Here is a 26,864-nt window from a genome sequence, read left to right on the forward strand (position 1 = left end):
ATTATAGCCAAGAGATTAGATAAATTGTATGTGAGTCTTTATAATTGTAATCAATACCAAAGCCTATTACTCCTTAAGGTATATGCCTTATCTTTGCATTTCTATATTGTATTAAAGTAAAATATTGCGCTACTTCTTAGACATAGCTTATAATGGAAAACCCTTTCACGGTTTTCAAAGACAGCCTGAAGATATCTCTGTGCAAGAGGTGTTAGAGGATGCTATAGCTGTATATTTTCAAAAAGCTGTTACTATTTTTGGTGCAGGCAGAACAGATACAGGTGTTCATGGCAAACAATTAATAGCGCATTTTGATAGTGATACTACTATTAATGAATCTCAATTTTTATATAAGCTGAATAAATTGTTGCCAGATAGTGTAGCTGTTCGAGATGTTTATCTTGTAAATAGTGAAGCACACGCAAGGTTTGATGCTATGGCAAGAGAGTATGAATATGTGGTGACCACAAGAAAAGATCCTTTCTTGTCTGAAAGTGCATTGTATATTATTAAGCCATTAGATGTAGAAGCAATGAATACTGCAGCCAAAGTCCTGTTAGAGTATACAGACTTTGAGTGTTTTTCTAAGGTTAAGACAGATGTAAAAACCTTTAATTGTAAGATTACCTACGCGCATTGGTCACAACATGAACATAAACTCGTCTTTACTATACGAGCAGATCGGTTTTTAAGAAATATGGTGAGAGCAATTGTTGGTACGTTATTAGAAGTAGGACTTGGTAAACGTTTACCAGGAAGTATACACGATATAATTGCAAGCAAAAATAGAGGTGAAGCAGGAAAGTCTGTTGCTGCACAAGGTCTGTATCTTACAAAGGTATTATATCCAGACTGTATTAAAAATTTATCATTAACACGAGAAGAATTTACATATAACTAATGGGAAAAGATTCTGGAAATGCATTTGATTTTAGGTTGTTTAAGCGATTGCTTAAATACACAAACCCGTATAGATTAACGTTATACTTTGTAGCATTTTCTGCAATTGCATTATCGGCATTTGGAGTATTAAGACCAATCTTACTTAAACTTACGATAGATGAGTCTATAGTAAATACTAGCATGGAAAACTTAATTTTCTATGTGAGTTTAATGATTGGAGTCTTAATCTTTGAAGTAATTTTTCAGTTTTGTTTTATTTATTACGCCAACTGGTTAGGGCAGGAAGTTATTAGAGATTTAAGAGTTAACCTATTTAGGCATATGCTTAAATTTAGAATGGCTTATTTCGATAAATCTGCCGTTGGTCGGTTAGTAACTCGTGCAGTAAGTGATATAGAAACTATTGCAGGTATATTTAGCCAAGGTTTGTTTATGATAATTGCAGACCTTCTTAAAATGGTTGCTGTTCTTGGTGTTATGTTGTATTGGAGCTGGAAGTTAACATTAATTGTACTTATTGTTCTTCCGTTTATTCTTTATGCTACGCGCATTTTTCAGAAGAAAATGAAATCTGCTTTTGAGGAAGTGAGAACACAAGTTTCTAACCTAAACTCTTTTGTACAAGAGCGTATTACGGGAATGAAGATTGTTCAAATCTTTGCTAGGGAAGAAACAGAATATAAAAACTTTAAGGTTATAAATGACAAGCATAGAAAAGGTTGGATAAAAACCGTTTGGTACAACTCTATCTTTTTTCCAATTGCAGAAATTGCTTCTTCTATAACTATTGGTCTTATTTTCTGGTATGGCGGTTTACGTGTGTTAGAAAGCGATGCTATTTCTTTAGGGGTTATTGTTATGTTTATGGAGTTGGTACAAATGTTCTTTAGACCACTTCGTCAAATAGCAGACAAGTTTAACACCTTACAAATGGGAATGGTGGCTACAAACCGTGTGTTTGGAATTTTAGACACACATTCTTCAATAGATGATGAAGGTAGTACAGTGTTAAGCGGAATTAAAGGAGATATAAGTTTTAAAGATGTAAAGTTTAGCTACGTTGAACATGAAGAGGTTTTAAAAGGCATCTCGTTTGATGCTGAAGCAGGAGAAACCATTGCCATTGTTGGAGCAACAGGTGCCGGAAAATCTACAGTAATTAATTTATTAAGCCGATTATACGATATAAAATCTGGTGAGATTCTGGTTGATGGTATAAATATTAAAGATGCAACATTAGTATCCTTAAGGAAGGAGATAGCGGTTGTACTACAAGATGTTTTCTTATTTGCAGATACTATTTTAAATAATATAACATTAAATAATCCTGAGGTTACAGAAGAGCAAGTTATACAAGCTTCAAAAGAAATTGGGGTGCATGATTTTATTTCAACTCTTCCTAACGGGTATCATTATAATGTAAAAGAACGTGGTGTAATGTTATCTTCTGGACAGCGCCAGCTCATTGCATTCTTACGAGCGTATGTTAGCAATCCTAGTATATTGGTATTAGACGAGGCAACCTCTTCAGTAGATAGTTATAGCGAGCAACTCATACAAGATGCTACAGATAAAATAACTAAGGGAAGAACATCTATCGTAATTGCACACCGCTTAGCCACTATTAAAAAAGCTGATAGAATCTTAGTTATGGATGCTGGTAAAATTGTAGAGCAAGGCACACACAAGCAATTATTAAAGAAAGAAAATGGCTATTACAAAAATTTGTACGAAGTACAGTTTATGGAAGAGGCAATTTAGAATCTTTAAATAGGTTAGTTGTTAAGCGTCATTAAGAAAGATCTTCTTTAAGCTTTAATTTAAGATCTTTTAAATCTTCAAAAATTGCAAAATCGCCGTCTTTAAGATAAGATATTTGGCCGCTTTCTTCACTTACAACTAAAGCAATAGCATCAGTTTTTTCTGTGATTCCTACAGCTGCACGATGACGTAAGCCAAACCTTAAAGGAATTTTCCTGTCGTTACTAACTGGTAAAATAGCTCTTGTAGCAGTAATAAGATTGCCTTCAATTATTAACGCACCGTCATGTAGTGTGCTGTTTTTGTAAAAGATAGATTCAATAATAGGTTTGTTAACCTCAATATTCATTTCATCACCAGTATTCTTTACAAACTCCAAGTTGGTGCTTCGTTGTATAATAATTAAAGCTCCAGTCTTGCTCTTACCCATATTATCGCAAGCATCTACAATGGCATCGATATCTGTCTCTGTTTCCTTAGAGCGTCTCATAAATTTAAACTGCCGAATTAAATTTCGTTTTGCGCCAAAATTTGTTGAGCCTATCATTAATAAAAACTTCCTAATCTCTTGCTGAAATACCACGATGAGACCAAAAATACCTACGCCTATAAATTGACCTAGTACATTACTAAGCATTTCCATTTCTAGAAATTGCGTAAGTTTCCACACCAAGTAGATAATTACGATACCAATAAAGATATTAATGGCAACAGTACCCTTTACTAATTTATAAATATAGTAGAGTAGGACAGCAACCAGTAGAATATCTACAATGTCTAATATACGAAGCTCTAAAAAATTGAAATCCATAGTAAATGAAAGTGTCCTATTGTTAGCTCTAAAATAGGAATTCTTTCAAATGTAATGGGAATTTTTGAGTTTCGCATTGTCTGCGAGATCTAAAAATTAAGAAGGTTTTTTAATTGAAGGCTTTTAATTGCTTTTAAGCGCATTATAAAGTGTTATCACTTCCATAGCTTCTTTAACATCATGAACACGTAAGATATTACTGCCTTGTTGTAATGCCCAAGCGTGCATAGCTGTAGTGCCATTTAAAGCTTTTGATGCTGTAGTGTTTAAGGTTTTGTAAATAGTAGATTTTCTTGAAAGCCCTACTAACATTGGCAATCCAGTAATATTAAAACTATCTAGATGGTCTAAAAGCTCAAAATTTTGTTCACGTGTTTTAGAGAAGCCAAAACCTACATCTAAGATGATATCATTTATTCCTAAAGTGTTTGCTTCAGAAATTTTTTCAGAAAAATAGAAAAGAATATCTTTAGTAAGATTGTCATAATTAGTGTTACTTGTCATTGTTTGCGGAGTACCTTTCATATGCATCATAATATAAGGAACTTGCAATGTAGCAACTGTTGGCATCATCTCTTTGTCTAATTGTCCTGCAGAAATATCATTTACGAGACTGGCGCCAGCGTTTACACAAGCTTTTGCTATAGAGCTTCTAAAAGTATCTATAGATATAAGAGCTTCAGGAAATGTTTTACTAATAGCTTCGATTACTGGGACACTTCGCTCTAGTTCTTCCGTTTCAGAAACATCATCTGCGTTTGGTCTACTGCTGTAAGCACCAACATCAATAAATGTTGCGCCATTTGTAAGCATATGTTCAACATGTTTTAAAACATCAGATAGTTTTGAATAGGTACCGCCATCGTAAAAAGAATCTGGTGTCACATTTAAAATTCCCATCACTTTAGGTGACTTTAAATCTATTAAAGAACCGTTGCAATTTATAGTTAAAGATGAGGTGTTGCTAAATGCCATAAGGTGTGAAATAATATTAATAGAAATTATTGGTGTGGTGGTTTAATGTTTCAGATTTGAAATTAAAACTAATGATCTAAATTCAATATACACTTATCACAAAGTTAGGTATACTTTTTAATTCGAACTTCGTACTTTTACAAGGAACTTAACAATGACTAACGCATCTTCAACATGCAAGATACTTCAACGCAATACGACGCAATTATAACGACCTGTCGTACCCTTTTTAAAAATAAAATGAGCGATTATGGTAGTGCTTGGCGCATCTTAAGATTACCATCTTTAACAGATCAAATATTTATAAAGGCGCAACGTATTAGAGGTTTGCAGCAAAATGCTGAGCAAAAAGTAGATGAAGGTCAAGAGTCTGAGTTTATCGGTATCATTAATTATTGTGCAATGGCTCTTATACAGATTGAGCTTGGTGTTGTAGAGCAGCCAGATTTAGATTTAGAAAAAGCAGTAGCCTTGTATGATGAGAAAATTAGTGAAACTAAAACCTTAATGATGAATAAAAATCACGACTATGGTGAAGCTTGGCGTGATATGAGAGTTAGTTCTTTAACAGATTTAATTTTACAGAAATTACTTAGGGTAAAACAAATAGAAGATAATCAAGGTAAAACTTTAGTAAGTGAAGGTATAGATGCAAATTATCAGGATATGATAAATTATGCTGTCTTTGCTATGATACATTTAAGCAACAAATAAATATATTAGAATGAAAGTACTAGTTGGCATTGTAAGAATATTTGTAGGAATATTATTTATAATTAGCGGGTTTATAAAGCTTAACGATCCTGTTGGTTTTTCTTATAAACTACAGGAATACTTTAGTCCAGGAGTTTTAGATATTCCATTTTTAGTGCCAATTGCACTTTTTCTAGCAGTATTTTTAGTTGTATTTGAGCTTATTTTAGGTGTCATGCTTATTATAGGGTACAAACCTAAATTTACGGTTTGGAGCCTCTTACTTATGATTCTGTTTTTTACTTTCCTTACATTTTACTCAGCATACTTTAATAAAGTGACAGACTGTGGTTGTTTTGGAGATGCAATGCCACTTACGCCTTGGGAGTCTTTTAGCAAGGATGTAGTGTTGTTAATTATGATAATTCTCCTATTTGTTAAGCGTAAATATATCCAGCCACTAATTCCTAAGTGGACACTTAAGTGGGTTATTTTTGTTGTCTTTATTGGTTGTCTTTGGTTTGCTTACCATGTATTAATGCATTTGCCAGCAATAGATTTTAGAGCTTACAAGGAAGGCGTTAACATACAAGAAGGGATGACTGTTCCCGAAGATGCTCAAGAAGCTATTTATAATTACGCCTGGACTTTTGATGTAAATGGAAAAGAGGTTACTAAAAACACTACAGGAAGTTACCCTAATGTAGATGGAACTTTTCTAGGTGTAGAAACTACACTTTTAGTAGAAGGTTACATTGCACCAATTCACGATTTTAGTCTAGAAAAGAACGATGAAGACTATACAGATGAGATTTTAAATGAGGATAAAGTCCTTATGGTAGTTGCTTATAACTTATCTAAAAGTGAAGCTGCAGGATTAAGAGCAATAACTAACACTATTAAAAATGCTCAAGCTAAAGGATATAGAGTGATAGGGCTTTCTGCATCTGGAGAAGGAGATGTACAAAAGTTAAAAAACACCTATAACTTTAATTTCGACTTCTATTTCTGTGATGAAACTGCTATTAAAACCATTGTAAGATCTAATCCTGGATTGGTAACCCTTAAAAAAGGAACCATACAGCAAAAATTACACTGGAATGATGCTGAAGACTTAAACCTTTAATCTTAAATAGGTGGTAAGTTACATCCTAAATAAAATGGGGTACGCAGTACTTACGCTTTTAGGAGTGGTAACCGTAATTTTCTTTTTGTTTACAATTCTTCCAGGAGATCCAGCACAAATGATGTTAGGTCAAAACGAAAGTGAAGAACAATTAGAAATTGTAAGAGCTAAATATGGTTTCGATAAATCTATAGGTACACAATATCTATATTATTTAAATGATTTATCTCCAGTTTCATTGCACTCAAAAAACGCTTCAGATTATACTTATCTTTCAGATGGTAAGTATAGTGCTCTGTCAATAGTAAGTTTAGGTAACACAGATCTTGTATTAAAAGCACCATATTTAAGAGAGTCTTTTCAAAAAAGTGGAAAGTCTGTAACATCTGTTATAGGAGATACTTTGCCAAATACGTTTGTGCTAGCAGTGTCTGCAATACTAATTGCAATAAATTTAGGTGTAATTTTAGGAATAATTTCAGCTTTACAAAAAGACACTTGGTTAGATAAGGCCATTCAAGTATTAAGTACACTAGGTATGAGTGTACCTTCATTTTTTAGCGCCATTTTGTTTGCTTGGCTATTTGGGTATGTATTACACCAATACACTAACTTAAATATGACAGGTAGCTTATATGAGCTAGATGATTTTGGAGAACAAAATCATTTAAAACTTAAAAATTTAATTCTGCCAGCGATAGTATTAGGGATAAGACCTTTAGCGGTAGTAATTCAATTAATGCGAAACTCATTGTTAGAAATTTTACAGCAAGATTATATAAGAACTGCTCGAGCAAAAGGCCTAAGAGAGTTTCAAATTATTAAGAAGCACGCCTTAAAAAATGCTTTAAATCCTGTTGTAACTGCAGTTTCTGGTTGGTTTGCATCTATGTTAGCTGGTGCTGTGTTTGTAGAATATATTTTCGGGTGGAATGGTTTAGGTAAAGAAATAGTTGATGCACTAAATACATTAGACCTGCCAATTATAATGGGAGCTGTATTAGTGATAGCTACAATGTTTATCCTAATCAATATCTTTGTAGATATTATATACGGTTGGTTAGATCCAAAAATAAACACGTAAAACAAAACGTAAAATTTAGTGTTATGAAGTACCTAGTAATTATACTTGTATGTTTTAGTGTTGGGATTGGCACTCTAAAAGCACAACAATTTCCTGAGAAAGCATTAAATGATACGTTTTTAAATGAAGATGAAACAGTTATATCTTTATCAGAGGTTTTAGAAACTTACAAAGGGAAGACTATTTTAATAGATATATGGGCAACCTGGTGTAGAGATTGTATCGTTGGACTACCAAAATTAGAAGCATTACAACAAAATTTTCCAGACGTAGCTTACGTTTTCATTTCATTTGATAGATCTGTAGAAAATTGGAAAATGGGTATTGAAAAATATAACTTAAACGGCCATCATTATTTTTCGAAAAATGGTTGGAAAAGTAATTTTGCAGCTGCGATAGATCTGGATTGGATTCCGAGATACATAGTAGTAAATTCAAGCGGTGAGATTAGTCTTTATAAGGCTATAAAAGCAGATGACCCTAAATTGATTAAAGCATTACAAGAATAAAAACACATTCAATAAACATATTATGAGAAAGCATATTGTAGCAGGAAACTGGAAAATGAATATGGACCTAGCACAAACGCAGGAACTAATTTCTTCATTAAAATTACAGTTAGTAAAAGAAACAGATGTAGAGATTCTTATTGCACCACCTTTCACTAACCTTTATCCAGCATTTGAAGCGTTAAGAGAAACACCAATAAAGATAGCTGCCCAAAATATGCACCAAAGTGATAATGGTGCCTTTACTGGAGAGATTTCTGCTAAGATGCTAAAAAGTGTAGGTGTAAAAACTGTTATTTTAGGCCATAGTGAGCGTAGAGCTATGTTCCATGAGTCAAACGAAAGTCTTTCAGAAAAAGTAAATACAGCTATTGCAAACGAGATGACTTCAATTTTCTGTTTTGGAGAAGAATTGGAAGATCGTAAATCAGACAATCATTTTAATGTCGTGAAAAAACAAATTCAAGATGGTTTGTGTCATATTAATGAAAAAGATTGGAGTAGTATTGTTTTAGCCTATGAGCCAGTTTGGGCAATTGGTACAGGAGAGACAGCCTCACCAGAGCAAGCTCAAGACATGCATAAATTTGTAAGAAACTTAATTGCTGAAGAGTATAGTGATGAGGTGGCTCAAAATGTGTCCATATTATATGGTGGTAGTGTTAAACCAAATAATGCCAAAGAAATTTTTAGCCAACCAGACGTAGATGGTGGTCTTATAGGTGGCGCAGCTTTAGATGCTGTAAGCTTTATGCAAATTGTTCACTCTTTTTAATAGTATATGAATTATATAGAATTCAATTTTAAGGTAACACCGCTTCAGCCAGCTTCAGATATTCTTTTAGCAGAATTGGGAGAATTAGGTTTTGATAGCTTTGTAGAGACTGAAGACGGCTTACAAGCTTATATTTTAGAAGAGTACTATAAGGAAGATTTACTTAAGTATGTTTTTGTGCTAAATAATCCAGAGTTTGAGATTACATATAATACAAAGACTATTGAGCAAGTAAACTGGAATGCAGAATGGGAGAAGAATTTCACACCAATTGTTGTAAGTGACAATTGTAGAGTAAGAGCTCCTTTTCATGACAAAGGGAATGAGGAGTATGATATTATCATAGAGCCTAAAATGTCATTTGGTACAGGTCATCATGCTACAACGCATATGATGATACAGCATATTCTTAAAGATGACTTTATTGGTAAAAAGGTTCTAGATATGGGTTGCGGTACTGCTGTATTAGCAATCCTAGCCGAAATGCGTGGTGCAGAACCATTAGATGCAATAGATATAGACGAATGGTGTTACCTCAATTCAATTGAAAATGCAGAGCGTAATAATTGTACTAAAATTACTGTAGAGCAAGGAGATGCTTCGTTATTAAGTAATAGAAAATATGATATTATCATTGCTAATATAAATAGAAACATATTGCTTAATGATATGAAGACATATGCAAATTGTCTGTCTAAAGATGGTATTATCTATTTAAGCGGATTTTATGATGAAGATCTCGATCTTATTAAATCCGAATGCACTAATCAAGGCTTAACCTATGTTAATCATTACGTTAAAGACCAATGGGTAGCTGCAAAATTTATAAAAGACTAATAAGAATTTTTTATCTTTGCACTTGAAGAAGATAGGTTATGAGTCCAGAAGAAAAACTTTTAGAAGCACTAGACATTAAAACAGTTGAGAAAAAGGAGAATGAGATCGTACTCTATAATGACGATGTCAATACTTTTGATCACGTAATAGAAACTCTCATCTCTGCTTGTGACCATCAACCTTTACAAGCAGAACAATGCGCACTTTTGGTTCACTACAAAGGAAAGTGCACCGTAAAATCTGGTTCTTTTAATGATCTTAAACCGAGATGTTCTAAATTGTTGCAAGCTGGTCTAAGCGCAGAAATAGTTTAAATACACATTTACCCCATTAAATTCATAGGCTTTATAGGGCTTGAACGTTAATTTAACACCAATTAACTCATGTCTAATGCATTATGCTGCTCATTAACATAATCTTAAAATTTTCTTAATATTCAGGTCTGATTTATATTATTCGAATTAAAATTCAGAATTTAGTGTCATAACCACAAATGGTGATGTTGTAACACACCAAAATATTACAAAACCAAACTAAATTTTAATTTAAATTCAAATCAATTATGAAATTCAGAAAATTATTGATCATACCTGCAATCTGCGGGATGGTATTCGTTTCTTGTGAGAAAGATAATGATACAAACAACGCAGAGGTTGCAGACACTAATGAAGTTACAACAGGTTCTCTTGAAACTTTAGGTGTTAATACAGACCTTACCCCAACAAATTTAGATCAAGCTACTTTAGATTTAATTGCTTCTAAACATCTTAGTCCTATCGGAGCTCAAGAAGAGTTAAGATATTTACCAGACGGTACATCAGAAAAAGCTATACGTATAGAAGGTGATATCGTAATGACTAAAGCTGAACTTGAAGAGTTGGAGTTTAATGGTTATTCAAATGAAAATGCTCAATATAGTACTAACGCATTAGTTAGTCCTCAAACAATTACAATTATTGGTTATACTGGTGGAAGCCAAGCGTTAACTAGCAGTGAGCAAACTGCACTACAATGGGCTGTAAATAATTACAATAGATTAAACCTGAATATAAACTTCTCTTTAACTTTTGGTACAAACTACCAAAACAAAGATATGGTTGTTTACAACAATACTGTAAATAACCCAAGTGGTGCAGGTGGATCTGCAGGTTTCCCAAGTGGAGGAAACCCACATAAATTTGTACAGATTTATGGATTAAGTAACTATAACACAAATGTAATTGAGCACGTTATTACTCACGAAATAGGACACTCTGTAGGATTCCGTCACACAGATTACTTTAGCCGTCAGAGTTGTGGTCAAAACACAAACGAAGGAACTGCAGGAGTTGGTGCTAACCACATCCCAGGAACTCCAACAGGATATGACTCTACGTCTATTATGTTAGCTTGTTTTAGCAGTGGTGAAGATGGAGAGTTTAACAGTAATGATATTACTGCCTTAAACTACCTTTACTAAGCAAAAATCTTAGCACGTGTTACAACACTAAAGCGCTCTTTAAAAGAGCGCTTTTTTTTATTTATTATTTTAAATGTAACCGCTTTTTATTTTAAAAGAAAGTTATATATTTGCACCCGCATTTAATTATGCTAACGGCCGCGTGGCGCAACTGAATAGCGCACTTGATTACGGCTCAAGAGGTTCCAGGTTTGAATCCTGGCGCGGTCACTACTTTAGTCTACGTTTGACTAAAGATTACTATAAAACCCCAGTATTTTGGGGTTTTTCTATTTTTGAGAATAGCCATATTTAGCCATAATTAGTCAATTTTACTCTCCCTATCACTCTCCCTGTTATACTTTTTTTGTTATTTAGGACACTAATCCTTAACCCACATATCTATTAGAATTTAGACCCTCTTAGAGGGTTTTTACATTTGATAAAATATATCCATAACCATTGATATTACTGACATTGGTAGGTTTTTTGGAAAAATAAATAGAACTTTTTATGTGATAACTTGGAGGTAATACTTCAGTTTTGAATTGTAAACTTTTAAAAATTTCTATTATGAAAAATTCTTATTCTGTAAAGATTAAATTGAGGCTAGATAAGAAACTTAAAAATGGTACTTGCCCAATACACTATTCAGTTTATCTGAATGGTAAATCAATGTGGTTAACTACGGGAAAATATTCCAAACCTAAAGATTGGAATTTTGAGAGGGATGAAGCTAAAGGTAAAGGAAGCAAGATTTTAATGCGTAACTTAAATAAAAAGAAGCAAGACATTCTTGATTATTTAGTAGAATGTGAGCATCTAGGTAAAGCACTAAAATTTCAACTTGTGAAATCCTTTTATAACGGAAACACTAGATGCTTTTTTCAACACTTCGACGAATTTTGCGATAAGAAGTTTAAGGATATAGCTATCGGAACCCAAAGGCATTATTTGCTTCTTAGAAAGCAATTGAAAATGTATAGAAAAGAAATTCTTGTTGAAGACTTAGACTATAAATTCTTATCAAACTTTTTTCACTTCTTAAAATGTCGAGATATAGGCGCGTCTGGAATTGGAATGAGACGAAAGAATCTAAATACTGTAATTAAGTATTTCATTAAAAATGGCTATATGGAAAGTAACCCTTGTAGCCTATTCCCTAAACCTAGAGAAAAGCAACGTGACGAATTTTTAACCCAAGAGGAAATACGTTTAATACGCAATTGTAATCTGTCTTTAGGAAACCTCACAGATGGCTTAGAAATGACTAGAAATATGTTCTTGTTTAGTTGCTATACTGGTTTACGTTTTGGTGATGTAGTAAGCCTTAAAAAAGATGATGTTAAGTCTGATTCGATTGTTAAAATTATGGAAAAGACTAAGACGAAAGTTGTAATACCACTTACAGATGAAGCCAAGTCAATCTTAAAGAAAGTTATGCCTAAAAGAGGTTTAGTATTTTCTTATAGGTCTAATGTATCAGTTAACAGAGACTTGAAACTTATTTCTAAGATTGTTAATATTAGAAAAAGAGTATCATTTCATACTGCTAGGCATACCTTTGGAACTTTACTTGCTCAAAAGAATATACAACCATTTTATATAATGAAATTATTAGGGCATTCTGATATAAGAATGACTAATCGTTATGTGAATACTGACAATACTATGATTGCTAAGGCAATGGTTAATGTAAATTTTAGTTAAAAACCTATCTTTACGATATGAAATAATTGATTAAATACATAAAATAGTTAGCGTAAGCTATTTATTGTGGTTCGAGAAAACTGGTAATTTTAACTACACTACAACTTAAATAGACTTCCGCTCACGCTACGGCGTGGGCTGGGTTTATTAGTAGTGTGGGTATACCAGTACCTCTCGAACTGTAAACACTAGTTCCACGCTTTTTTATGCTTAACCACTAAACCATTAAAATGAAAAAAGAATTTGTAGAACAGTTTCTATTAGTCAATGGTAAATATTTTCCAAAAAGTAAACTTTCTTACATAGGTAGACAAATGGAGAAAAGCAAAGTTTCTGAATATATTGTAAACAAGGGTTACTGGAATCCAATCACCACATTTATACTTATGTTCATCTTTTTAGGGTTTGGGTTTATGATGATTTTGGATAGGTTAATTCTGGGAGATTGGCTGTGGGGTTTATTAAAGCTATCTATTCCTATTTTAATCGCGTGCTTGTATTTTTTTGCTCCAGATTTAAGAGTGAATGAATTTAATTCAGATGAAATAATACTGCTTTTATCTGGATTATTTCTTCTATGGGTTTTAATAGACATATTCACTCTTTATAGTAGGATAAAAATTAGAAATTATAATAAGCTAATGAATACACTCAATAGTTTTTGGGGTAGTTTTGAGAGAAAGAAATTTAATTTCGACAAGCCTTTAGAAATAAAAACTATCGATACGGAAACACTTAGTTCTTTTGATAAGTGGAGAAAAGAAAACCCAAGTAAATCTATAAATGACTTTTACCGAGAACAAAATTCGACCCTCTGACAAATTAGGTATAAAATAGTCAAATTACGTCAGGTTGTCACAAGTCTTAATATTTTCATGTCAGTAAAATAAGCTGAAAATCTATTCTTTATTTTTAAATGAAGCTCTTTATCCCAGAAAAAAGTCCTTTCGTCCCAAAGTCAATAACTTATTGAAAGCTAAAGCTATAAATTTTCTCTAGGGTATGGTTTTGGCATAGGTATAAAAAAAAGTCCAAGATTTGAAAGGCGAGGACTTTTAAGATGTATGGTAAAATGTGCTGAAACACATAAAACCTATTTTTCGAGGGTGCAAATATAACTTCACTTTTTTTATCCTGCAACTTTTTCTCAGTCTTTCTCGGCTTAACGAATAGTGCCGATATACAAGCTATTCTTTAATTTAAATTAAACGAAATGAAGAATTTTCATTTGGTACACGATGATGGTGTGTACAAACTTAAGAGAGAGAATGCCGAAAGGGCTTCTAAAGTAATTGACGCTAATAAACCCGATGCTATAAAATCAGCAAGGAATTTTATTAAGAAACAAGGCGGTGGATCTTTAAAGATTCACAAAAATAAGGGCGGTTTCCAAGAAGAAAGAACTTACCCAAAGTCTAACGACCCACGTGCAAGCAAGGGATAAAATAAAAAACTATGCAAGATATTTACAAAGATGAATTAAATGAAATTCTGAAAAGATTAAGCAATGAGCTAGACATAACTGAAACAGAGTATAATGCTGCGAAAAAAAGTTATAGTGCAATTGGCGAGTGGTTAACTAAAGATGACTCTCCTTTAGCTAAGTTAAATCCGACAATTCTTCCACAAGGCTCTTTTAGTTTGGGCACAGTAGTTCGACCGATAAATGATGAAGATGATATTGACATAGACCTAGTTTGTAATTTTGAGATTAAGCCAGAGAATTGGACTCAAGAGCAGGTTAAAAACTCTGTTGGAGATAGGTTGAAAGTCCACGAAACTTATCGGACAATGATAGAAGATATGGATGGTGGAAGACGGTGTTGGACTTTAGAGTATAAGAGCAATGGAAGTTACCATATGGACATTCTGCCAAGTACATCTATCGAAGATTTAGAAATTATTTTGGAAGAGAAGTTTTATAATGATGATACTGATGTTGATTATTCTAAATTGGCGATTAGAATTACTGACAAGGAATTAGGAAATTACTCAACTGAAACCAATTCTAGTTATTGGAACAAAAGTAATCCATATGGTTATGCTAAATGGTTTTATAAGAGAGCAATTATTGACGTTACAAGGTTGTTTAGTTTAAATGAAGCTATTCGTCCAGTAGATAATTATACTGATAAGAAATTGCCTCTACAGAGAGCAGTTCAGTTACTGAAAAGACATAGGGATATAATGTTTAAAGACGATTCTCTTGAATCATGTGATAAACCAATATCGATAATAATAACTACTCTAGCTTCAAAAGCATATGATAAAAGTGATAATGTTATAGACGCTCTTTCGGGAATTGTATCTAGGATGCGAGATTATATAGAGGTAAGAAATGTTCCATATACAGATAGAACTGAGTTATGGGTAGCCAATCCTATTAATGACGAAGAAAACTTCGCTGATAAATGGTCTGAAACACCCCAAAAAAAGGATTATTTTTTTCTTTGGCTTGACAAATTAGAGGAGGATATATCACATCTTAAATCTAATTCAGGAAAAGGTCTTCATAATTTAAATGAATCGTTTTCTAAAAAGTTTGGTAAAAAAGCTAGTGATAAAGTATTTACTGATTATGGAAACTATAAAAGAACCTTACGAGAAGACAACAAAAGAAAAATGTCCACTACAACTGGTTTGTTGGGATTAACTGGTATGCCTATCAAGAAGCATAACTTTTACGGGACTGATGAGTAGAGTATATTTTCAAAAACCTAAAAAATATGCTGGATTTCCTCCTTCCGTTCATTTAAAAAAGATTTTGGAAGTGTATCCTAATGCTATTGTTAAAAAGGATAGTAATAAATATTTGGAAGTTGAAATAGATATGCAACCAACAGTTTTTTCTAAAACTTATTCAATTAGGATAGTTTACTCCAATCTTAAGAATATTAGTGTGTATGTTGTGAACCAAGAATTAAAACTGGCTTCTAATAGAGAAAAATTACCACATGTTTATTCAACTAAAGAACAGAAATTATGTCTCTATACTCCTACAAGAAATGAATGGAGACCTAATATGTTAATTATTGACAGTATAGTCCCTTGGGCGCTAGAATGGCTAGACTTTTATGAACATTGGCTTATCGATGGAGAATGGTTAGGAGGTGGGCATGATGAGTATGCAGCTGAAAAAAATGAAAAAAATGAAAAAAAAGTTTAAAATACTATCTATTGACGGCGGAGGAATCAAAGGGGTTTATCCAGCACAATTTCTTGAATTAATTGAAGCCAAATTACAAGGGCGAACAGACGGTAAAGAAAAATTACATCAACATTTTGATTTAATAACTGGTACTTCTACTGGGGGAATTATAGCACTTGCAATTGCTATGGGTATCCCAGCAAAAGAAATAAAGAATTTGTACTTAGATAATTGTAAGTCAATTTTCGGAAAAAAGAGGAGCATAATTAGACGGCTTTTCAATGCAAAGCACGATAATAAATTTTTAGAGCAACTTATAAGAAATAAGTTTAAAGAATATAATAATGGGAATGACCCTATATTAAATGATTGCCTGACTGATGTTTGTATTCCAATTTATGATTTGAACAAAGGTGAGCCGAGTGTGCTTAAAACAAGGTATCACGAAAATTTTGTAAGAGATTACCATATACCGATTTATCAAGTTGCGATGGCTACATCAGCGGCACCAACTTATTTCAACGCTTACACTAGTAAGTATATTGAAATGGATGGCAGTACTGAAAAAATCTTTGCTAATAAGATTGATGGTGGTGTAATGGCAAACAATCCAACTTTAGTTGCATTGCTTGAAGCATTAAAGGCTTTTGGTAAGGAGTTATCTGAAATTGAAGTATTATCGTTAGGTACGGGAGTTATGAGTTTCGGGGATAGTAAAAGCCGTAAACATTGGGGTTTAAAATATTGGTTAAATATTTCTTCTCCTAGAATATTTGACTTATTTATGAATAGTCAATCACAACTTGTCGATAATTATTTGAGCCTATTATATCAAGGAATAGATAAATCCGAAATTGCTAACCCAAATTTTGTTTATGATAGAATTACAACAATTTTAGCTAAAGACAATTACATAGATATGGACGAAAAGGATTATGAAAGAGTAAGTAATTATTCTGAATTGGGATCAATTAGTTTTCAAGAAAAAGGTCGAGTTATAATGGAAAAGCACTTTTACTAAACTTATTTATAAGTATGTCAAATGAAGAAATAAAAAAATATATAGATAGTATAAATGATGGAGGTTTTGAGGAATCAATCTTCATTAGGCACCTAAGTGAATCTGTTTTTGTAGCTAAAGTATGGGCAAAACAACCCTGTGTGACTGATAGCATTAGCGAATCAAATTCTTACAAGTTTTTCTTTGTTAAAAACGAGTTGGGCAAATCAATTGCGGCTATACTTGATATGTACTCAGATTTACATTGGTATGTATTACCAAATGAAAGAAAAAAGGGTTTGCTGACTAAGGCTTTAAGGGAAGTGGTTATTCCATATCTATTCTATGAAAGAGAAGAGCAAAGAATAACTATTAAAAAAAATATAGGGAAAGAAAATTATAGAAATTCATTAAGTGTTGCTACTTCTTTAGGATTTATTCCTATGAATGAAGATTACACTGAGCTTTCTCTCAAGAAGATTGATTTCGATTGGAGTTTTGAGAATTGGTGTGAAAAGAATAATTATCTAGGAATAGACAGAATAGAAATTTTAAAAAAAAGAGTGAATTATGCCTCCAATGTTTTATTAAAAATAAGTGATGAATTGGAGATGGCTTATTCAGAAAGTAATGAGTTAGACAATTTGTCTGAATCGGTAGGTAGATTTACTTGGAAAGTAGAAGATTTATTTTGGGAATATGAAAAATCTGACTAAGTATGTTTTAGGCTGATTAATTAAGACCGCTCCAATTAGGGCGGTTTTTTTATTGGGTCATATTTAGAAATTTGTCAAAACCATTGCCTAGAAACGATAGTCTTTTAATTTCGCTGAAATTTCTTATTAACAAATAATTATCTGATTTAAAGTTATTTACATCTAAATGTTAATAGCATTTAGCTAAAAAGTCTAAAAATCGCGATTTCCTGAAAATTTCGAGAGTTAAGGGGATTAAAGACCAATTAGTAATTTAAATTTTAAAACAATGGAAAATGTAAGTCCAAGCCTAAAATTAAGGCGATTTGTAGTTAACAGAATAGTGAAATTGGAAAAACGCCAAAAGGCTTTTTTCGAAGAGATTAAAAAAGAAAAATCTCTAGATGATATTCTAACAGTTAAAGAATGCTGTGAAGAGTATAAAGTATCGAGGAAAACATTTGATAGGTGGCGTGAAAATGGTTTACAAATAATTCAAAAAAAGCCTAATTCTAGAATATTTGTAAAGCGAGCTAGTGTTGAACAATTTTTAAATAGAAAAAATGATAGATAGATTTAAAGCTAGCGGAAAAGTAGTAGGGTTGTCTACAAGGCATCTTGAACAAATAAATACATCTGTAGTTGACGGATTTGTAAAAAATAAATTTAGAGTACCGAACAGAGATGGATCTGAATTTATTCATCTCTTTACAAATCCTTTCAATATGGAGATAACCTTAGAGGGTAATTTAAGAAAATATTGGTTTGGTAGGAATAGTGCCATGAATGATTTTTCTTATACAAGCTATATTTCTTGTATAAAATTTATAGCAACGGTGCTTAGAATTAAAAGCAAACATCTATGGCATTTAAGTATAAGGCGTATTGAGATAGGAGGTAATATAAAATTAAAGAGAAAATATGCCGACATTATCCCAGCAATGAAACGATACCCAAGATTATATAGAGTTAATTACAAGAAAGGCACGACTAAGTTTAAAGGAACTAAAAAATACATTATAGCTTATGATAAGCTTGCCGAAGTATTGAAAAATGGTAATGTAAGGATCAGTAAAAAAAACAAGGAAAAGATGCTGAAGAGCATCTTTATTTTAAGATTTGAAATAAGTTTTTTTGGTTTACATGGTTCGGGATTAAAGAATGAACTGTCTACACTTTTAGCCGTTAAAAATAATTGGAACGACCTAATTGATTTTTGGGTAGATAGTTTTGGAAAGATAGAAGTAGAAGATGAGCTTGGAGATATTAGAAAGATTAATAAGAAAAGCTTAAATCTTACCGAAATCAAAGAAATATTAATTTATCAAGCCATTAAAAGAAAATCTCTTTCAGAAGTTTATGAGTTCGTAAACCTTTACGCCAAAAGTCATTCTTGGGAATACAGAAAGGCATTGTTGAAAATTGTACGAAAATGTAAGCCAGAAAACGATAGGTTCTTAAAAATGGAGGTTGAACAAAAATTGTTAAGCAAAGCTTCACGATTATATAAGTACTGAAATTAGATACGTTAATAATATAGAGAAGATATACCCTATTAGCAACTATACTATAAAAACTATACTCCTAAACTACTTGTACTAATTATAGCCACAAGAGAGAATAAAGACATCCCAAATTTATACAAGGGAATTTTTAAAAGTTGAGTTAGCTTAATTACAAGTCTCCCAAGTATAAATTCAATGGTTTAAGCACTTGTTATAGGTATGTTGCTACTTAGGGAGTATTTTCTTTAAAGAAACCTTTAAAACAGCTTATTTGTGGTAAATTCTGACTTCTAAGACTAAATTCTAGATATTGTTTTAGAAATCCATAGCTTTTAAAAATACAAGTGTCTAAGTTTGACCTAACCTGACTAATAAAAATATTTTTATGGAAGAACATCTTATAAAAACTAATTTAAGTGAACAGTTAAGAGATTTTGATAATCTTTTAGATAAAAATTTAACTTTACATGTATTTGATATAGACTGTTCTAAAATGGAGAGATATGGTGAATTGATATTTGATAAGAGAAAGGAAAGTTATTTGGGAAGGTTATACGAATCTTTAGATAATATTTCTACATCAGCTATTTATTGGTTTGAGTATTCTAGTGTGGAAGAAGCTGAAGAATCTGAAAAGGATTATCTGAAGTTTAAAAATGACCAAATAAAGAGATTTAAAGGAACTGAAAAGTATAGAAGTACACCAGCCTTAAATAAAAATACTGGTAGTAAATACTTTTACGTTGGTGTAAGAAAGGGTGGTAAACGAAAGCGCGATGGTTTAACACATATCGCTGGTAGAATTTACCATCATTTAGGTTGTTATAGTAAGGGTTCAACATCTGGCTTACAACTTGTACATTGGTCTAATAAAACTATTCGACTTTCTGTATTAGAATTACCCAAAGGTGCTAGTAAATATTTGTATATTCTTGAGAAGTTTTATGCTATAAAATTAAGACCGCTTTTAGGTAGACATTAATTGGTTTGCTCTCCCTATAGCTCTCCCTTTTATTTATGTTGGTTGCTTAGCTACTACTAATATTAGGCTTATAGGATTAAGTTACGACCCTGGCGCGGTCACAAAAATTAAACTCCTATTAGTATACTGCTTTTAGGAGTTTTTTTATGCGTTATCTTTTAACTAATTAATTGAGGTAGGAAGATGAGTTTTGTGTAATAAAAAAATATAGAAGTTTATCTAGTAGTTTCTACAAAATATCAATTAAAACATCTAATAATTTTCGAGTAATAGTTACTCGAATGAGTATTTATTACCCAGTTATATTATATCTTTATGGTTGTAATTAGTTAAATAACAACTTGTTGTAGTTATGACTTCTTTGTTTGCTTGAATTTTGCATTATGCCATTACTAAATACAATTAAATGGCAACAAAAGAAAAATATAACTTTAGGCAAAAGTTCAATTTAGCACTCGCTTTATTAGCAGTTTTTTTCTTAATCCTCGCAACCAATTTAGTTGATAGGAGGCATTTTGAAACAGCACAAGAAGCACTAACCTCTGTTTATGAAGACCGTGTAGTTGCACAGCATTATATATTTGAGATAAGTACAATTGTTTATCAGAAAGAGCAGCAATTTATTGAAAACAATACCAATAAATGGTCGGTAGAGAATGATGCCCGCATAGAAGAGTTGATAGAGCAATTTGCTGGCACTAAACTTACCACTTCAGAACGTAGACAGTTTGAGTCTTTAAAAGAACATCTTACGACACTAGAGAGAATTGAAACAAAGTATAGAGAAAATTCTACACATAATAATACTCAAGTTATTCCTGAAATATTTAAACATATTAAGAATGACCTTAATGATTTAGCTGAAACACAAATACTTGAAAGCAAAAGTAAAATGTTCTTGGCGCAAAAATCTTTAAATACTACAAATCTTCTCTCAAATCTTGAATTAGGATTGCTCATTATAGTTGGTATTGCCATCCAATTTGTTATATTCTATAGAATCAAGAAAACGTCGTACGGCTCTAATTTAAAGACTGTCGACTAGTATTAAATTTTTCTTTTTAAAACATTATTAACTTTAAAAATTAAAGTCATTTTATGACTACCAAACTATTATCCCCTTTTCAAAAATTTGTAAAAATTGAATCCCTAAGTGGTATTCTACTTTTAGCAACTACTATATTAGCATTAGTCTGGGCAAATTCTCCTTACGCAAATAGTTATGATGCAATCTGGAATTACGAATTAGGTATCACCACACAGAGCTTTGAATTCACAAAACCTGTTATACTATGGATAAATGATGGGCTAATGGCTATCTTCTTTTTCCTCATTGGTTTAGAGATTAAAAGAGAAATCCTAATCGGCGAATTAAACTCAGTAAAAAAATTAGCCTTCCCATTATTTGGAGCATTAGGTGGTATGATTATTCCTATTGCATTATTCTTTTTAATTAACCAAAACCCCGAAACGCAAGATGGTTGGGGAATTTCTATGGCAACAGATATTGCATTTTCACTTGCTGTACTTAACGCATTAGGAAAGAGAATTCCGTTAAACCTAAAAATATTTCTTACAGCGTTTGCAATTGTAGATGATTTAGGTGCAGTTATGGTAATTGCTCTATTTTACAGCGGCACAATTAAAATGGGTTTACTTGCTATTGCTTTTGGAATATTAGTGCTCTTATATATACTTGCTGCACGCCAATTCTTTTCAAAGTTTTTACTTTTAATAGCAGGAATCGCTGTGTGGTTTTTATTTTTAAAGGCAGGTATTCATCCAACAATAGCAGGAATATTACTGGCATTTTCTGTACCCGTAAGACAAAAAATGGTTACAGATGATTTTATAAATTCATTGGGTAAATTTTATAATGACTTTAAAAAAGCTCGTATTCTTAAAAAACCAATCTTATCTAAACAACAACTTGCTCAACTTAATAATATGGATGAAACGACAGATCAATTTCGATCACCGCTTCAAAGCTTAGAATATGACTTACATGGTTGGGTGGCTTATTGTATTATACCAATTTTTGCTCTTGCTAATGCCGGCATTTCTATAAATGGTGTAGAGTCTATAAACAGTTCATTTGCTATAACCATTATCATTGCTTTGGTATTAGGAAAAGGAATAGGTGTTAGCGGTATTGTATTATTAGCACAAAAACTAAAATGGATTACAATCCCTAAAGATATTAGCAAGCAACAAATAATTGGCGTTTCATTTCTCGCAGGTATTGGGTTTACAATGGCCATATTTATAGCAAATTTAGCATTCTCGTCATCTATCTATTTAAATTCGGCAAAAATAGGTGTGCTTATTGGATCCTTAATTGCTGCAGTTATTGGATATATAATTTTACGCCGAACATCTTAATTTCACTAAATTGTATTTTTAAAACGCTATGAGTTAATGATGAATCTTCAAAACAAAAGCAATACAGAAGCGGCTTTAAAAGAGCGTATTAAAGAGTTAACTTGCCTTTATGAAGTATCATCTATCATTTCAAATGCTACTATAGAGCAGATACAAGAAAGTTTAGATGCTGTAGCTTATAGTCTAAAAAAAGGCTTTCAATATCCTAAGCAAACCGAGGTTAATATTGTTACCTCTATCTGTTCAGCTAAAACAGATATAATAAATAAGTCTAACAAATTAACATCAAACATTCAGGTTTTTAATAAGACAGAAGGTTTTATAATTGCCTCATTAAAAGATAATAAGTATTCATTTTTAAAAGAAGAAAGTCAATTACTTGATAATGTGGCTTTAAAAATTGGAAACCTTATTGAGCGTATCGAAATTCAACAAAATGAAATTTCACTTAAAAGGCAGATGGAGCACGTAGATCGCCTAGGTATATTAGGGGAAATTACTGCAGGTATAGCACATGAGCTTAATACACCTCTGGCAAATATTTTAGGATTTGCAGAATTAATTAAAGACGAAGTAAAGGGTAATAGTAATATTGCTGAAGATTTAGATAAAATAATTAAGAATGCTATTTTCTCGAGAGAAGTGGTAAAAAAGCTTTTGTTCTTTTCTTGTGAGATGCCACAGGAAATGCAAGAGCTAAATTTGGTAACTAGTGTTTATAATTCACTTTCTCTTCTTGAGGCTTCATTCAAAAAAGCTAATGTAGAGTATAGTGTAAAAATTGATGACAAGGAGCTTTTTGTTCGAGCAGATAAGGTTCAACTTATGCAGATTATTTTTAATCTTATAATTAATGCAATCTATTTTACACCAAAGCATGGTTTAGTAACAATTTCGGTATCAGAAACTAAAAAGCACATCGTTTTTAAAGTGTCAGATGAAGGATTAGGATTACCTGAAGAAATAATTGAAAAAGTTTTTCAACCTTTTTTTTCAACCAAACCAACAGGAGAAGGTTCGGGTTTGGGATTAAGTGTGGTGCACGGTATTGTAACTAGTCACAAGGGAACAATTACTGCAAAGAATAACAAAATCAAAGGAGCTACTTTTACAGTATGCCTTCCAAAAGTATAATGGTTTAAATGGAGCTAAGAAAAGAAAATATTTTAATTGTAGATGATGATATTAATATCCTCGAATTGTTGCAGCGCCATCTTAAATCATGGAACTATCATACATATAAGGCACTTTCTGTAAAAGAGGCTGTTCAAATTTTACGGGACACTAAAATAGACTTACTAATTACCGACTTAAAAATGCCGCAAGTAGATGGTTCAGAACTCATCAAGTTTGTTTCAGAGCATTATCCAACATTACCAAAGCTCGTGGTTACGGGTTATCCATCTATTCAAGATTCTCTTGTAGCTATAAAGTCTGGTGTTGCAGATTATCTAACAAAACCATTTACTAAAGAAGAGCTAAAAAGTGCTGTAACTATTTCGTTAGGTAAACGTGATAATTTAAATTCTTCCTCTTCAAACTTAAAACCTACAAAGGATAATTCTTATGGTGAAATTATAGGAAAGTCAGAAAAGATTAATGATGTTATTCAGGTTATAGAGCGTGTTAAGGATAATAAGGCTACTATATTTATTAAAGGCGAAAGCGGGACAGGTAAGGAGCTTGTAGCGCGTGCTATACATTATCAAGGGAAATTTTCTAGAGCACCTTTTATTGCTGTTAATTGCGGCGGTATTCCTGAGAACTTGTTAGAGGCTGAACTTTTTGGGTATACAAAAGGAGCTTTCACTGGAGCCGACAAGAATCGAGACGGTTTTTTTCAGGCTGCAAATGGTGGAACTATTTTTTTAGATGAAATTGGCAATGCATCTAAAGCTGTGCAAACACGATTGTTAAGAGTCTTACAAGAAAAAGAAGTGGTGAAGTTAGGTGCACAGAAAGCAAGCAAAATAGATGTGCGCATAATAGCTGCTACAAATGGTAACCTAAAGGAGATGATTAAAAAAAATACCTTTAGGGAAGATCTTTTTTACCGTCTTACTGTCGTTGAGATTAATGTTGCACCACTTCGTGATCGAAAAGAAGATATCCCATTACTCATCGAAAAATTCCTATTTAAATATGGCGTAGAGTACAAAGATCGCTTTGTACGTATTACACAAGAGGCAACAGGAATCCTGCAGCGCTATAACTGGCCAGGAAATATTCGAGAACTGGAAAATGTAATACAACGTGCTGTAATTATGTGTAACAAAATTATAGGTGTAGAACATTTACCAGATAACTTAAAATTAGATATCAGTTTCCCTGAAGATTCTTTATTGCCATTAAAACAAATTGAAAAGGAGTATATCCAGAAAGTTTTGAATGCTTGCAACAATAACAAAACAAAGGCTGCTGAAATTTTAGGAATCACGCGAAAAACTCTACGAAGTAAGATGGAAAATTAGCTTTTCTATAAACGTTTACTTTCTACTCATCTGAGTAATTATTTACCAAATAATTTTCACTTTAGGTTTTTTAGAAATCAAATGAACCCTTATACAATAAGGGTTTTTTATTAAAGCCAATGTTGAAAAATTAATTGGCATATCGATTGCCTATACTATAAAGAATCTTAAAACTAAATCTTTCACTCGCCATACCGCGAATTGAAATGATGTAAATATAGTATGAGTGTTTATTAAATTAAATAAGATTTCAAGATATGAAATACGGAAGCTTAATAATAGAAAAAAAAGAATATGTGCTTTTAAAGCGCATACTTAATATTTCAAGCTATGCTAAAGATTTTGATACTCAAAAAGCAATAAAATGTTTAAATGATAATCTTAAGGATGCCCAAATTCTGGATGAGGAAGATGTCCCTACAGATGTTATTAGGTTTAACTCAAATATTTTGGTAGAGTTTAATGAAAATTTAAATAAACACTTACATCTTGTTATTCCAGCAAATAAAAATATAAAAGAAGATAAAATATCTGTTATTACACCATTGGGAGCCTTACTCTTTGGGTGCGCAGAAGGAGATGTGTTATACGAGAAATTAGGCTCTGGTATACAGCATCTGCAAATTAAGAAAGTAATACAGGACAATATGCAGGGTAAAATAGACGTGGTAATATAAATATATAACGAAATGGAATTACAAAATATAGAAATCCATACTCAAGATTCTGATGTTGAGGTAGCACACAAAATTAATTCTATGGAATTGCACAATTGGATAAATCATCTCGCTTATGTGGGTGAAGAGTTAAAAAGCCTTGTCACATTTTTTAACTCTCAATCTTCTAAAAAATGGATGGAGAGAGAAAAATTATCTCAACGCTTTCAAATTATTATGTTTGATAATAATGTTATACATCCGCCAGTTGCAAAACTTTTTGGATTCGCGTACTTCTATTGTTGAATGTCAGGATATGAAATGCAATATTTCTTTTATACAAGAACATGAGAAGTGTAGAAGAATGTATCAATTTCATATAGATAAGTATAGAAAAATGAAAGATACTTTCTTTACAGATCTTCAGAGAAAAATAAACGAACAAGTAAAATCTGCATAAATTAAAATGAAAATTATGCCAAACATTAAAAATATAAAAACTGAAGCTCAAGACTATCTTAATGCTAAGATGAATAATATGACAACGAGTGATCGCGTAAAAGCTTCACGTGAAGGAAAAAGACTCATTTTGGTTATCAATGAGTTTTTTAAATCTACTAATGAAAAATCATTAATGGATTTAATGAAAGCTATCACAGTTAAAAAAAAGAAAATTGAAGTTCGTCTTAATGGGAAATAAAGACAGCTCTCTTAATTAATAAAAATGTCTATTATCGTTTAAGAGTGAAATGACCTTTTAATTGTTGACTCATAGGTAAACCACTAGAATCTTCATTAATTAATTGAACTAAATACCAATAATCATTAGAAGGCATTTGCTTACCATGAAATGTTCCATCCCAAAATGGTTCAGATTGGGATAAAGCTTTTAATAACTTACCATATCTATCAAATATGTAAACCTGTGCTTTAGGGTCTATAGTAAAAACATTTCGAACATTCCATACATCATTAAATCCATCATTATTTGGTGTAAGAAATTCTGGAATTAAAATTTCATTAGGCGGTAGTATTACAGGAGGCTCACAGTCCTGTAGTGTTAATGTAAAAGTTTCTTCACTAAAGCAACTAGGTGTTGTCAATGCTTCATCATAAATATATAAAGTTACAGGGTAATTTTGAAAGTCTTCAAAATTAAGTACAGTACCTGAAGAATAAGATGTTCCTGCACCATTTGAACCTGTATAATACATTTCGTTTCCAGATAAATTATTTCCTGTAATTGTAGGTAATGTAAATGATTCGCATTCATTTACGTTTGCCATGCTATCAATTTGAGGAAAATTGATGAGCACATCCTGATCCTGCGTCGATGAGTTTCCGTTGGCATCGGTATAGGTCCAGGTCACGGTAGTGGACGAGGTGATCGGGAAAGGTGTCGA

General features: G+C 32.2%; 31 protein-coding genes and 1 tRNA gene. 29 read left to right on the forward strand and 3 right to left on the reverse strand.

Features of this window, described 5'->3' with window-relative positions; translation table 11 throughout:
- Positions 1–124: 124 nt before the first annotated feature.
- Positions 125–901, forward strand: a complete 777-nt coding sequence (gene truA, locus CL818_RS13000; RefSeq protein WP_272974140.1) for a tRNA pseudouridine(38-40) synthase TruA — start codon at positions 125–127, stop codon at positions 899–901.
- Positions 901–2,664: an ABC transporter ATP-binding protein gene (locus tag CL818_RS13005; RefSeq protein ID WP_272974139.1), complete on the forward strand. Its 1,764-nt coding sequence runs from the start codon at positions 901–903 to the stop codon at positions 2,662–2,664. Before truA ends, CL818_RS13005 begins: the two co-directional genes overlap by 1 nt.
- Before the next feature lie 31 nt (positions 2,665–2,695).
- Here the strand turns inward: CL818_RS13005 and cdaA are convergent, their stop codons facing one another.
- Both cdaA and folP read right to left on the reverse strand, forming a co-directional pair.
- Positions 2,696–3,475, reverse strand: coding sequence for a diadenylate cyclase CdaA (cdaA, locus tag CL818_RS13010; protein WP_272974138.1), 780 nt, complete (start codon positions 3,473–3,475; stop codon positions 2,696–2,698).
- Between the two features lie 123 nt (positions 3,476–3,598).
- Positions 3,599–4,450 carry a dihydropteroate synthase gene (gene folP, locus CL818_RS13015; RefSeq protein WP_013188441.1) on the reverse strand — a complete coding sequence of 284 codons (852 nt, stop codon included), beginning with the start codon at positions 4,448–4,450 and terminating at the stop codon, positions 3,599–3,601.
- 174 nt (positions 4,451–4,624) lie between these two features.
- On the opposite strand from folP, the gene CL818_RS13020 reads away from it, so the two are divergent.
- The 27 genes from CL818_RS13020 (at position 4,625) to CL818_RS13150 (ending at position 26,161) form a co-directional block, all read left to right on the forward strand.
- The gene (locus CL818_RS13020; RefSeq protein WP_272974137.1) at positions 4,625–5,164 is read left to right on the forward strand and encodes a DUF1599 domain-containing protein; all 540 of its coding nucleotides are present in this window, start codon (positions 4,625–4,627) and stop codon (positions 5,162–5,164) included.
- Between the two features lie 10 nt (positions 5,165–5,174).
- Complete coding sequence (locus CL818_RS13025; RefSeq protein ID WP_272974136.1) at positions 5,175–6,269, forward strand: BT_3928 family protein; 1,095 nt, start codon at positions 5,175–5,177, stop codon at positions 6,267–6,269.
- Between the two features lie 10 nt (positions 6,270–6,279).
- The gene (locus CL818_RS13030) at positions 6,280–7,353 is read left to right on the forward strand and encodes an ABC transporter permease (protein WP_286973331.1); all 1,074 of its coding nucleotides are present in this window, start codon (positions 6,280–6,282) and stop codon (positions 7,351–7,353) included.
- 23 nt (positions 7,354–7,376) lie between these two features.
- Positions 7,377–7,862: a TlpA family protein disulfide reductase gene (locus CL818_RS13035; protein ID WP_272974134.1), complete on the forward strand. Its 486-nt coding sequence runs from the start codon at positions 7,377–7,379 to the stop codon at positions 7,860–7,862.
- A 22-nt stretch (positions 7,863–7,884) separates the two neighbouring features.
- The gene (gene tpiA, locus CL818_RS13040) at positions 7,885–8,637 is read left to right on the forward strand and encodes a triose-phosphate isomerase (RefSeq protein WP_013188436.1); all 753 of its coding nucleotides are present in this window, start codon (positions 7,885–7,887) and stop codon (positions 8,635–8,637) included.
- 6 nt (positions 8,638–8,643) lie between these two features.
- Positions 8,644–9,474, forward strand: a complete 831-nt coding sequence (gene prmA / locus CL818_RS13045) for a 50S ribosomal protein L11 methyltransferase (RefSeq protein ID WP_272974133.1) — start codon at positions 8,644–8,646, stop codon at positions 9,472–9,474.
- A 38-nt stretch (positions 9,475–9,512) separates the two neighbouring features.
- On the forward strand, positions 9,513–9,788 hold the full coding sequence (locus CL818_RS13050; RefSeq protein ID WP_013188434.1) for an ATP-dependent Clp protease adaptor ClpS: 276 nt from the start codon (positions 9,513–9,515) through the stop codon (positions 9,786–9,788).
- A 248-nt stretch (positions 9,789–10,036) separates the two neighbouring features.
- Complete coding sequence (locus tag CL818_RS13055) at positions 10,037–10,933, forward strand: zinc-dependent metalloprotease (RefSeq protein WP_272974132.1); 897 nt, start codon at positions 10,037–10,039, stop codon at positions 10,931–10,933.
- Between the two features lie 136 nt (positions 10,934–11,069).
- Positions 11,070–11,143 (forward strand) — tRNA-Arg (locus tag CL818_RS13060).
- 342 nt (positions 11,144–11,485) lie between these two features.
- Positions 11,486–12,622, forward strand: a complete 1,137-nt coding sequence (locus CL818_RS13065) for a site-specific integrase (RefSeq protein ID WP_272974131.1) — start codon at positions 11,486–11,488, stop codon at positions 12,620–12,622.
- A gap of 230 nt (positions 12,623–12,852) precedes the next feature.
- On the forward strand, positions 12,853–13,440 hold the full coding sequence (locus CL818_RS13070) for a hypothetical protein (protein ID WP_272974130.1): 588 nt from the start codon (positions 12,853–12,855) through the stop codon (positions 13,438–13,440).
- Between the two features lie 395 nt (positions 13,441–13,835).
- Positions 13,836–14,066: a DUF2188 domain-containing protein gene (locus tag CL818_RS13075; RefSeq protein ID WP_272974129.1), complete on the forward strand. Its 231-nt coding sequence runs from the start codon at positions 13,836–13,838 to the stop codon at positions 14,064–14,066.
- A gap of 11 nt (positions 14,067–14,077) precedes the next feature.
- Positions 14,078–15,322 carry a nucleotidyltransferase domain-containing protein gene (locus tag CL818_RS13080; RefSeq protein WP_272974128.1) on the forward strand — a complete coding sequence of 415 codons (1,245 nt, stop codon included), beginning with the start codon at positions 14,078–14,080 and terminating at the stop codon, positions 15,320–15,322.
- Complete coding sequence (locus tag CL818_RS13085; protein WP_272974127.1) at positions 15,315–15,788, forward strand: type II CBASS E2 protein; 474 nt, start codon at positions 15,315–15,317, stop codon at positions 15,786–15,788. The genes CL818_RS13080 and CL818_RS13085 overlap by 8 nt, the downstream gene beginning before the upstream one ends.
- On the forward strand, positions 15,772–16,791 hold the full coding sequence (locus CL818_RS13090) for a CBASS cGAMP-activated phospholipase (protein WP_272974126.1): 1,020 nt from the start codon (positions 15,772–15,774) through the stop codon (positions 16,789–16,791). The genes CL818_RS13085 and CL818_RS13090 overlap by 17 nt, the downstream gene beginning before the upstream one ends.
- Before the next feature lie 14 nt (positions 16,792–16,805).
- Positions 16,806–17,486, forward strand: a complete 681-nt coding sequence (locus tag CL818_RS13095; protein WP_272974125.1) for a GNAT family N-acetyltransferase — start codon at positions 16,806–16,808, stop codon at positions 17,484–17,486.
- Between the two features lie 268 nt (positions 17,487–17,754).
- Positions 17,755–18,039: a helix-turn-helix domain-containing protein gene (locus CL818_RS13100; RefSeq protein WP_272974124.1), complete on the forward strand. Its 285-nt coding sequence runs from the start codon at positions 17,755–17,757 to the stop codon at positions 18,037–18,039.
- On the forward strand, positions 18,029–18,982 hold the full coding sequence (locus tag CL818_RS13105) for a hypothetical protein (RefSeq protein WP_272974123.1): 954 nt from the start codon (positions 18,029–18,031) through the stop codon (positions 18,980–18,982). Before CL818_RS13100 ends, CL818_RS13105 begins: the two co-directional genes overlap by 11 nt.
- Before the next feature lie 373 nt (positions 18,983–19,355).
- Entirely contained in the window at positions 19,356–19,952 is a 597-nt protein-coding gene (locus CL818_RS13110) for a hypothetical protein (RefSeq protein ID WP_272974122.1), read from the forward strand.
- Positions 19,953–20,358: 406 nt separating this feature from the next.
- Positions 20,359–20,997 (forward strand): MCP four helix bundle domain-containing protein, encoded by a 639-nt coding sequence (locus CL818_RS13115; protein WP_272974121.1) that lies wholly within the window; start codon positions 20,359–20,361, stop codon positions 20,995–20,997.
- 53 nt (positions 20,998–21,050) lie between these two features.
- Positions 21,051–22,334 (forward strand): Na+/H+ antiporter NhaA, encoded by a 1,284-nt coding sequence (gene nhaA, locus CL818_RS13120; RefSeq protein WP_272974120.1) that lies wholly within the window; start codon positions 21,051–21,053, stop codon positions 22,332–22,334.
- Between the two features lie 39 nt (positions 22,335–22,373).
- Positions 22,374–23,468: a sensor histidine kinase gene (locus CL818_RS13125; protein ID WP_272974156.1), complete on the forward strand. Its 1,095-nt coding sequence runs from the start codon at positions 22,374–22,376 to the stop codon at positions 23,466–23,468.
- A gap of 8 nt (positions 23,469–23,476) precedes the next feature.
- Positions 23,477–24,805: a sigma-54-dependent transcriptional regulator gene (locus tag CL818_RS13130; protein WP_272974119.1), complete on the forward strand. Its 1,329-nt coding sequence runs from the start codon at positions 23,477–23,479 to the stop codon at positions 24,803–24,805.
- A 257-nt stretch (positions 24,806–25,062) separates the two neighbouring features.
- Complete coding sequence (locus tag CL818_RS13135) at positions 25,063–25,482, forward strand: GreA/GreB family elongation factor (RefSeq protein ID WP_272974118.1); 420 nt, start codon at positions 25,063–25,065, stop codon at positions 25,480–25,482.
- Between the two features lie 81 nt (positions 25,483–25,563).
- Positions 25,564–25,767 carry a hypothetical protein gene (locus CL818_RS13140; protein ID WP_272974117.1) on the forward strand — a complete coding sequence of 68 codons (204 nt, stop codon included), beginning with the start codon at positions 25,564–25,566 and terminating at the stop codon, positions 25,765–25,767.
- 10 nt (positions 25,768–25,777) lie between these two features.
- The gene (locus tag CL818_RS13145; protein WP_286973336.1) at positions 25,778–25,921 is read left to right on the forward strand and encodes a hypothetical protein; all 144 of its coding nucleotides are present in this window, start codon (positions 25,778–25,780) and stop codon (positions 25,919–25,921) included.
- Positions 25,922–25,936: 15 nt separating this feature from the next.
- Positions 25,937–26,161 (forward strand): hypothetical protein, encoded by a 225-nt coding sequence (locus tag CL818_RS13150; RefSeq protein ID WP_041241041.1) that lies wholly within the window; start codon positions 25,937–25,939, stop codon positions 26,159–26,161.
- A 31-nt stretch (positions 26,162–26,192) separates the two neighbouring features.
- Here CL818_RS13150 and CL818_RS13155 read toward each other — a convergent pair.
- Positions 26,193–26,864 (reverse strand): T9SS type B sorting domain-containing protein (locus tag CL818_RS13155; protein ID WP_286973338.1); only part of this gene is annotated, 672 nt, incomplete at its 5' end.

Origin of the sequence: Croceibacter sp., assembly GCF_002716225.1 — a bacterium.
Taxonomy (GTDB): domain Bacteria; phylum Bacteroidota; class Bacteroidia; order Flavobacteriales; family Flavobacteriaceae; genus Croceibacter; species Croceibacter atlanticus.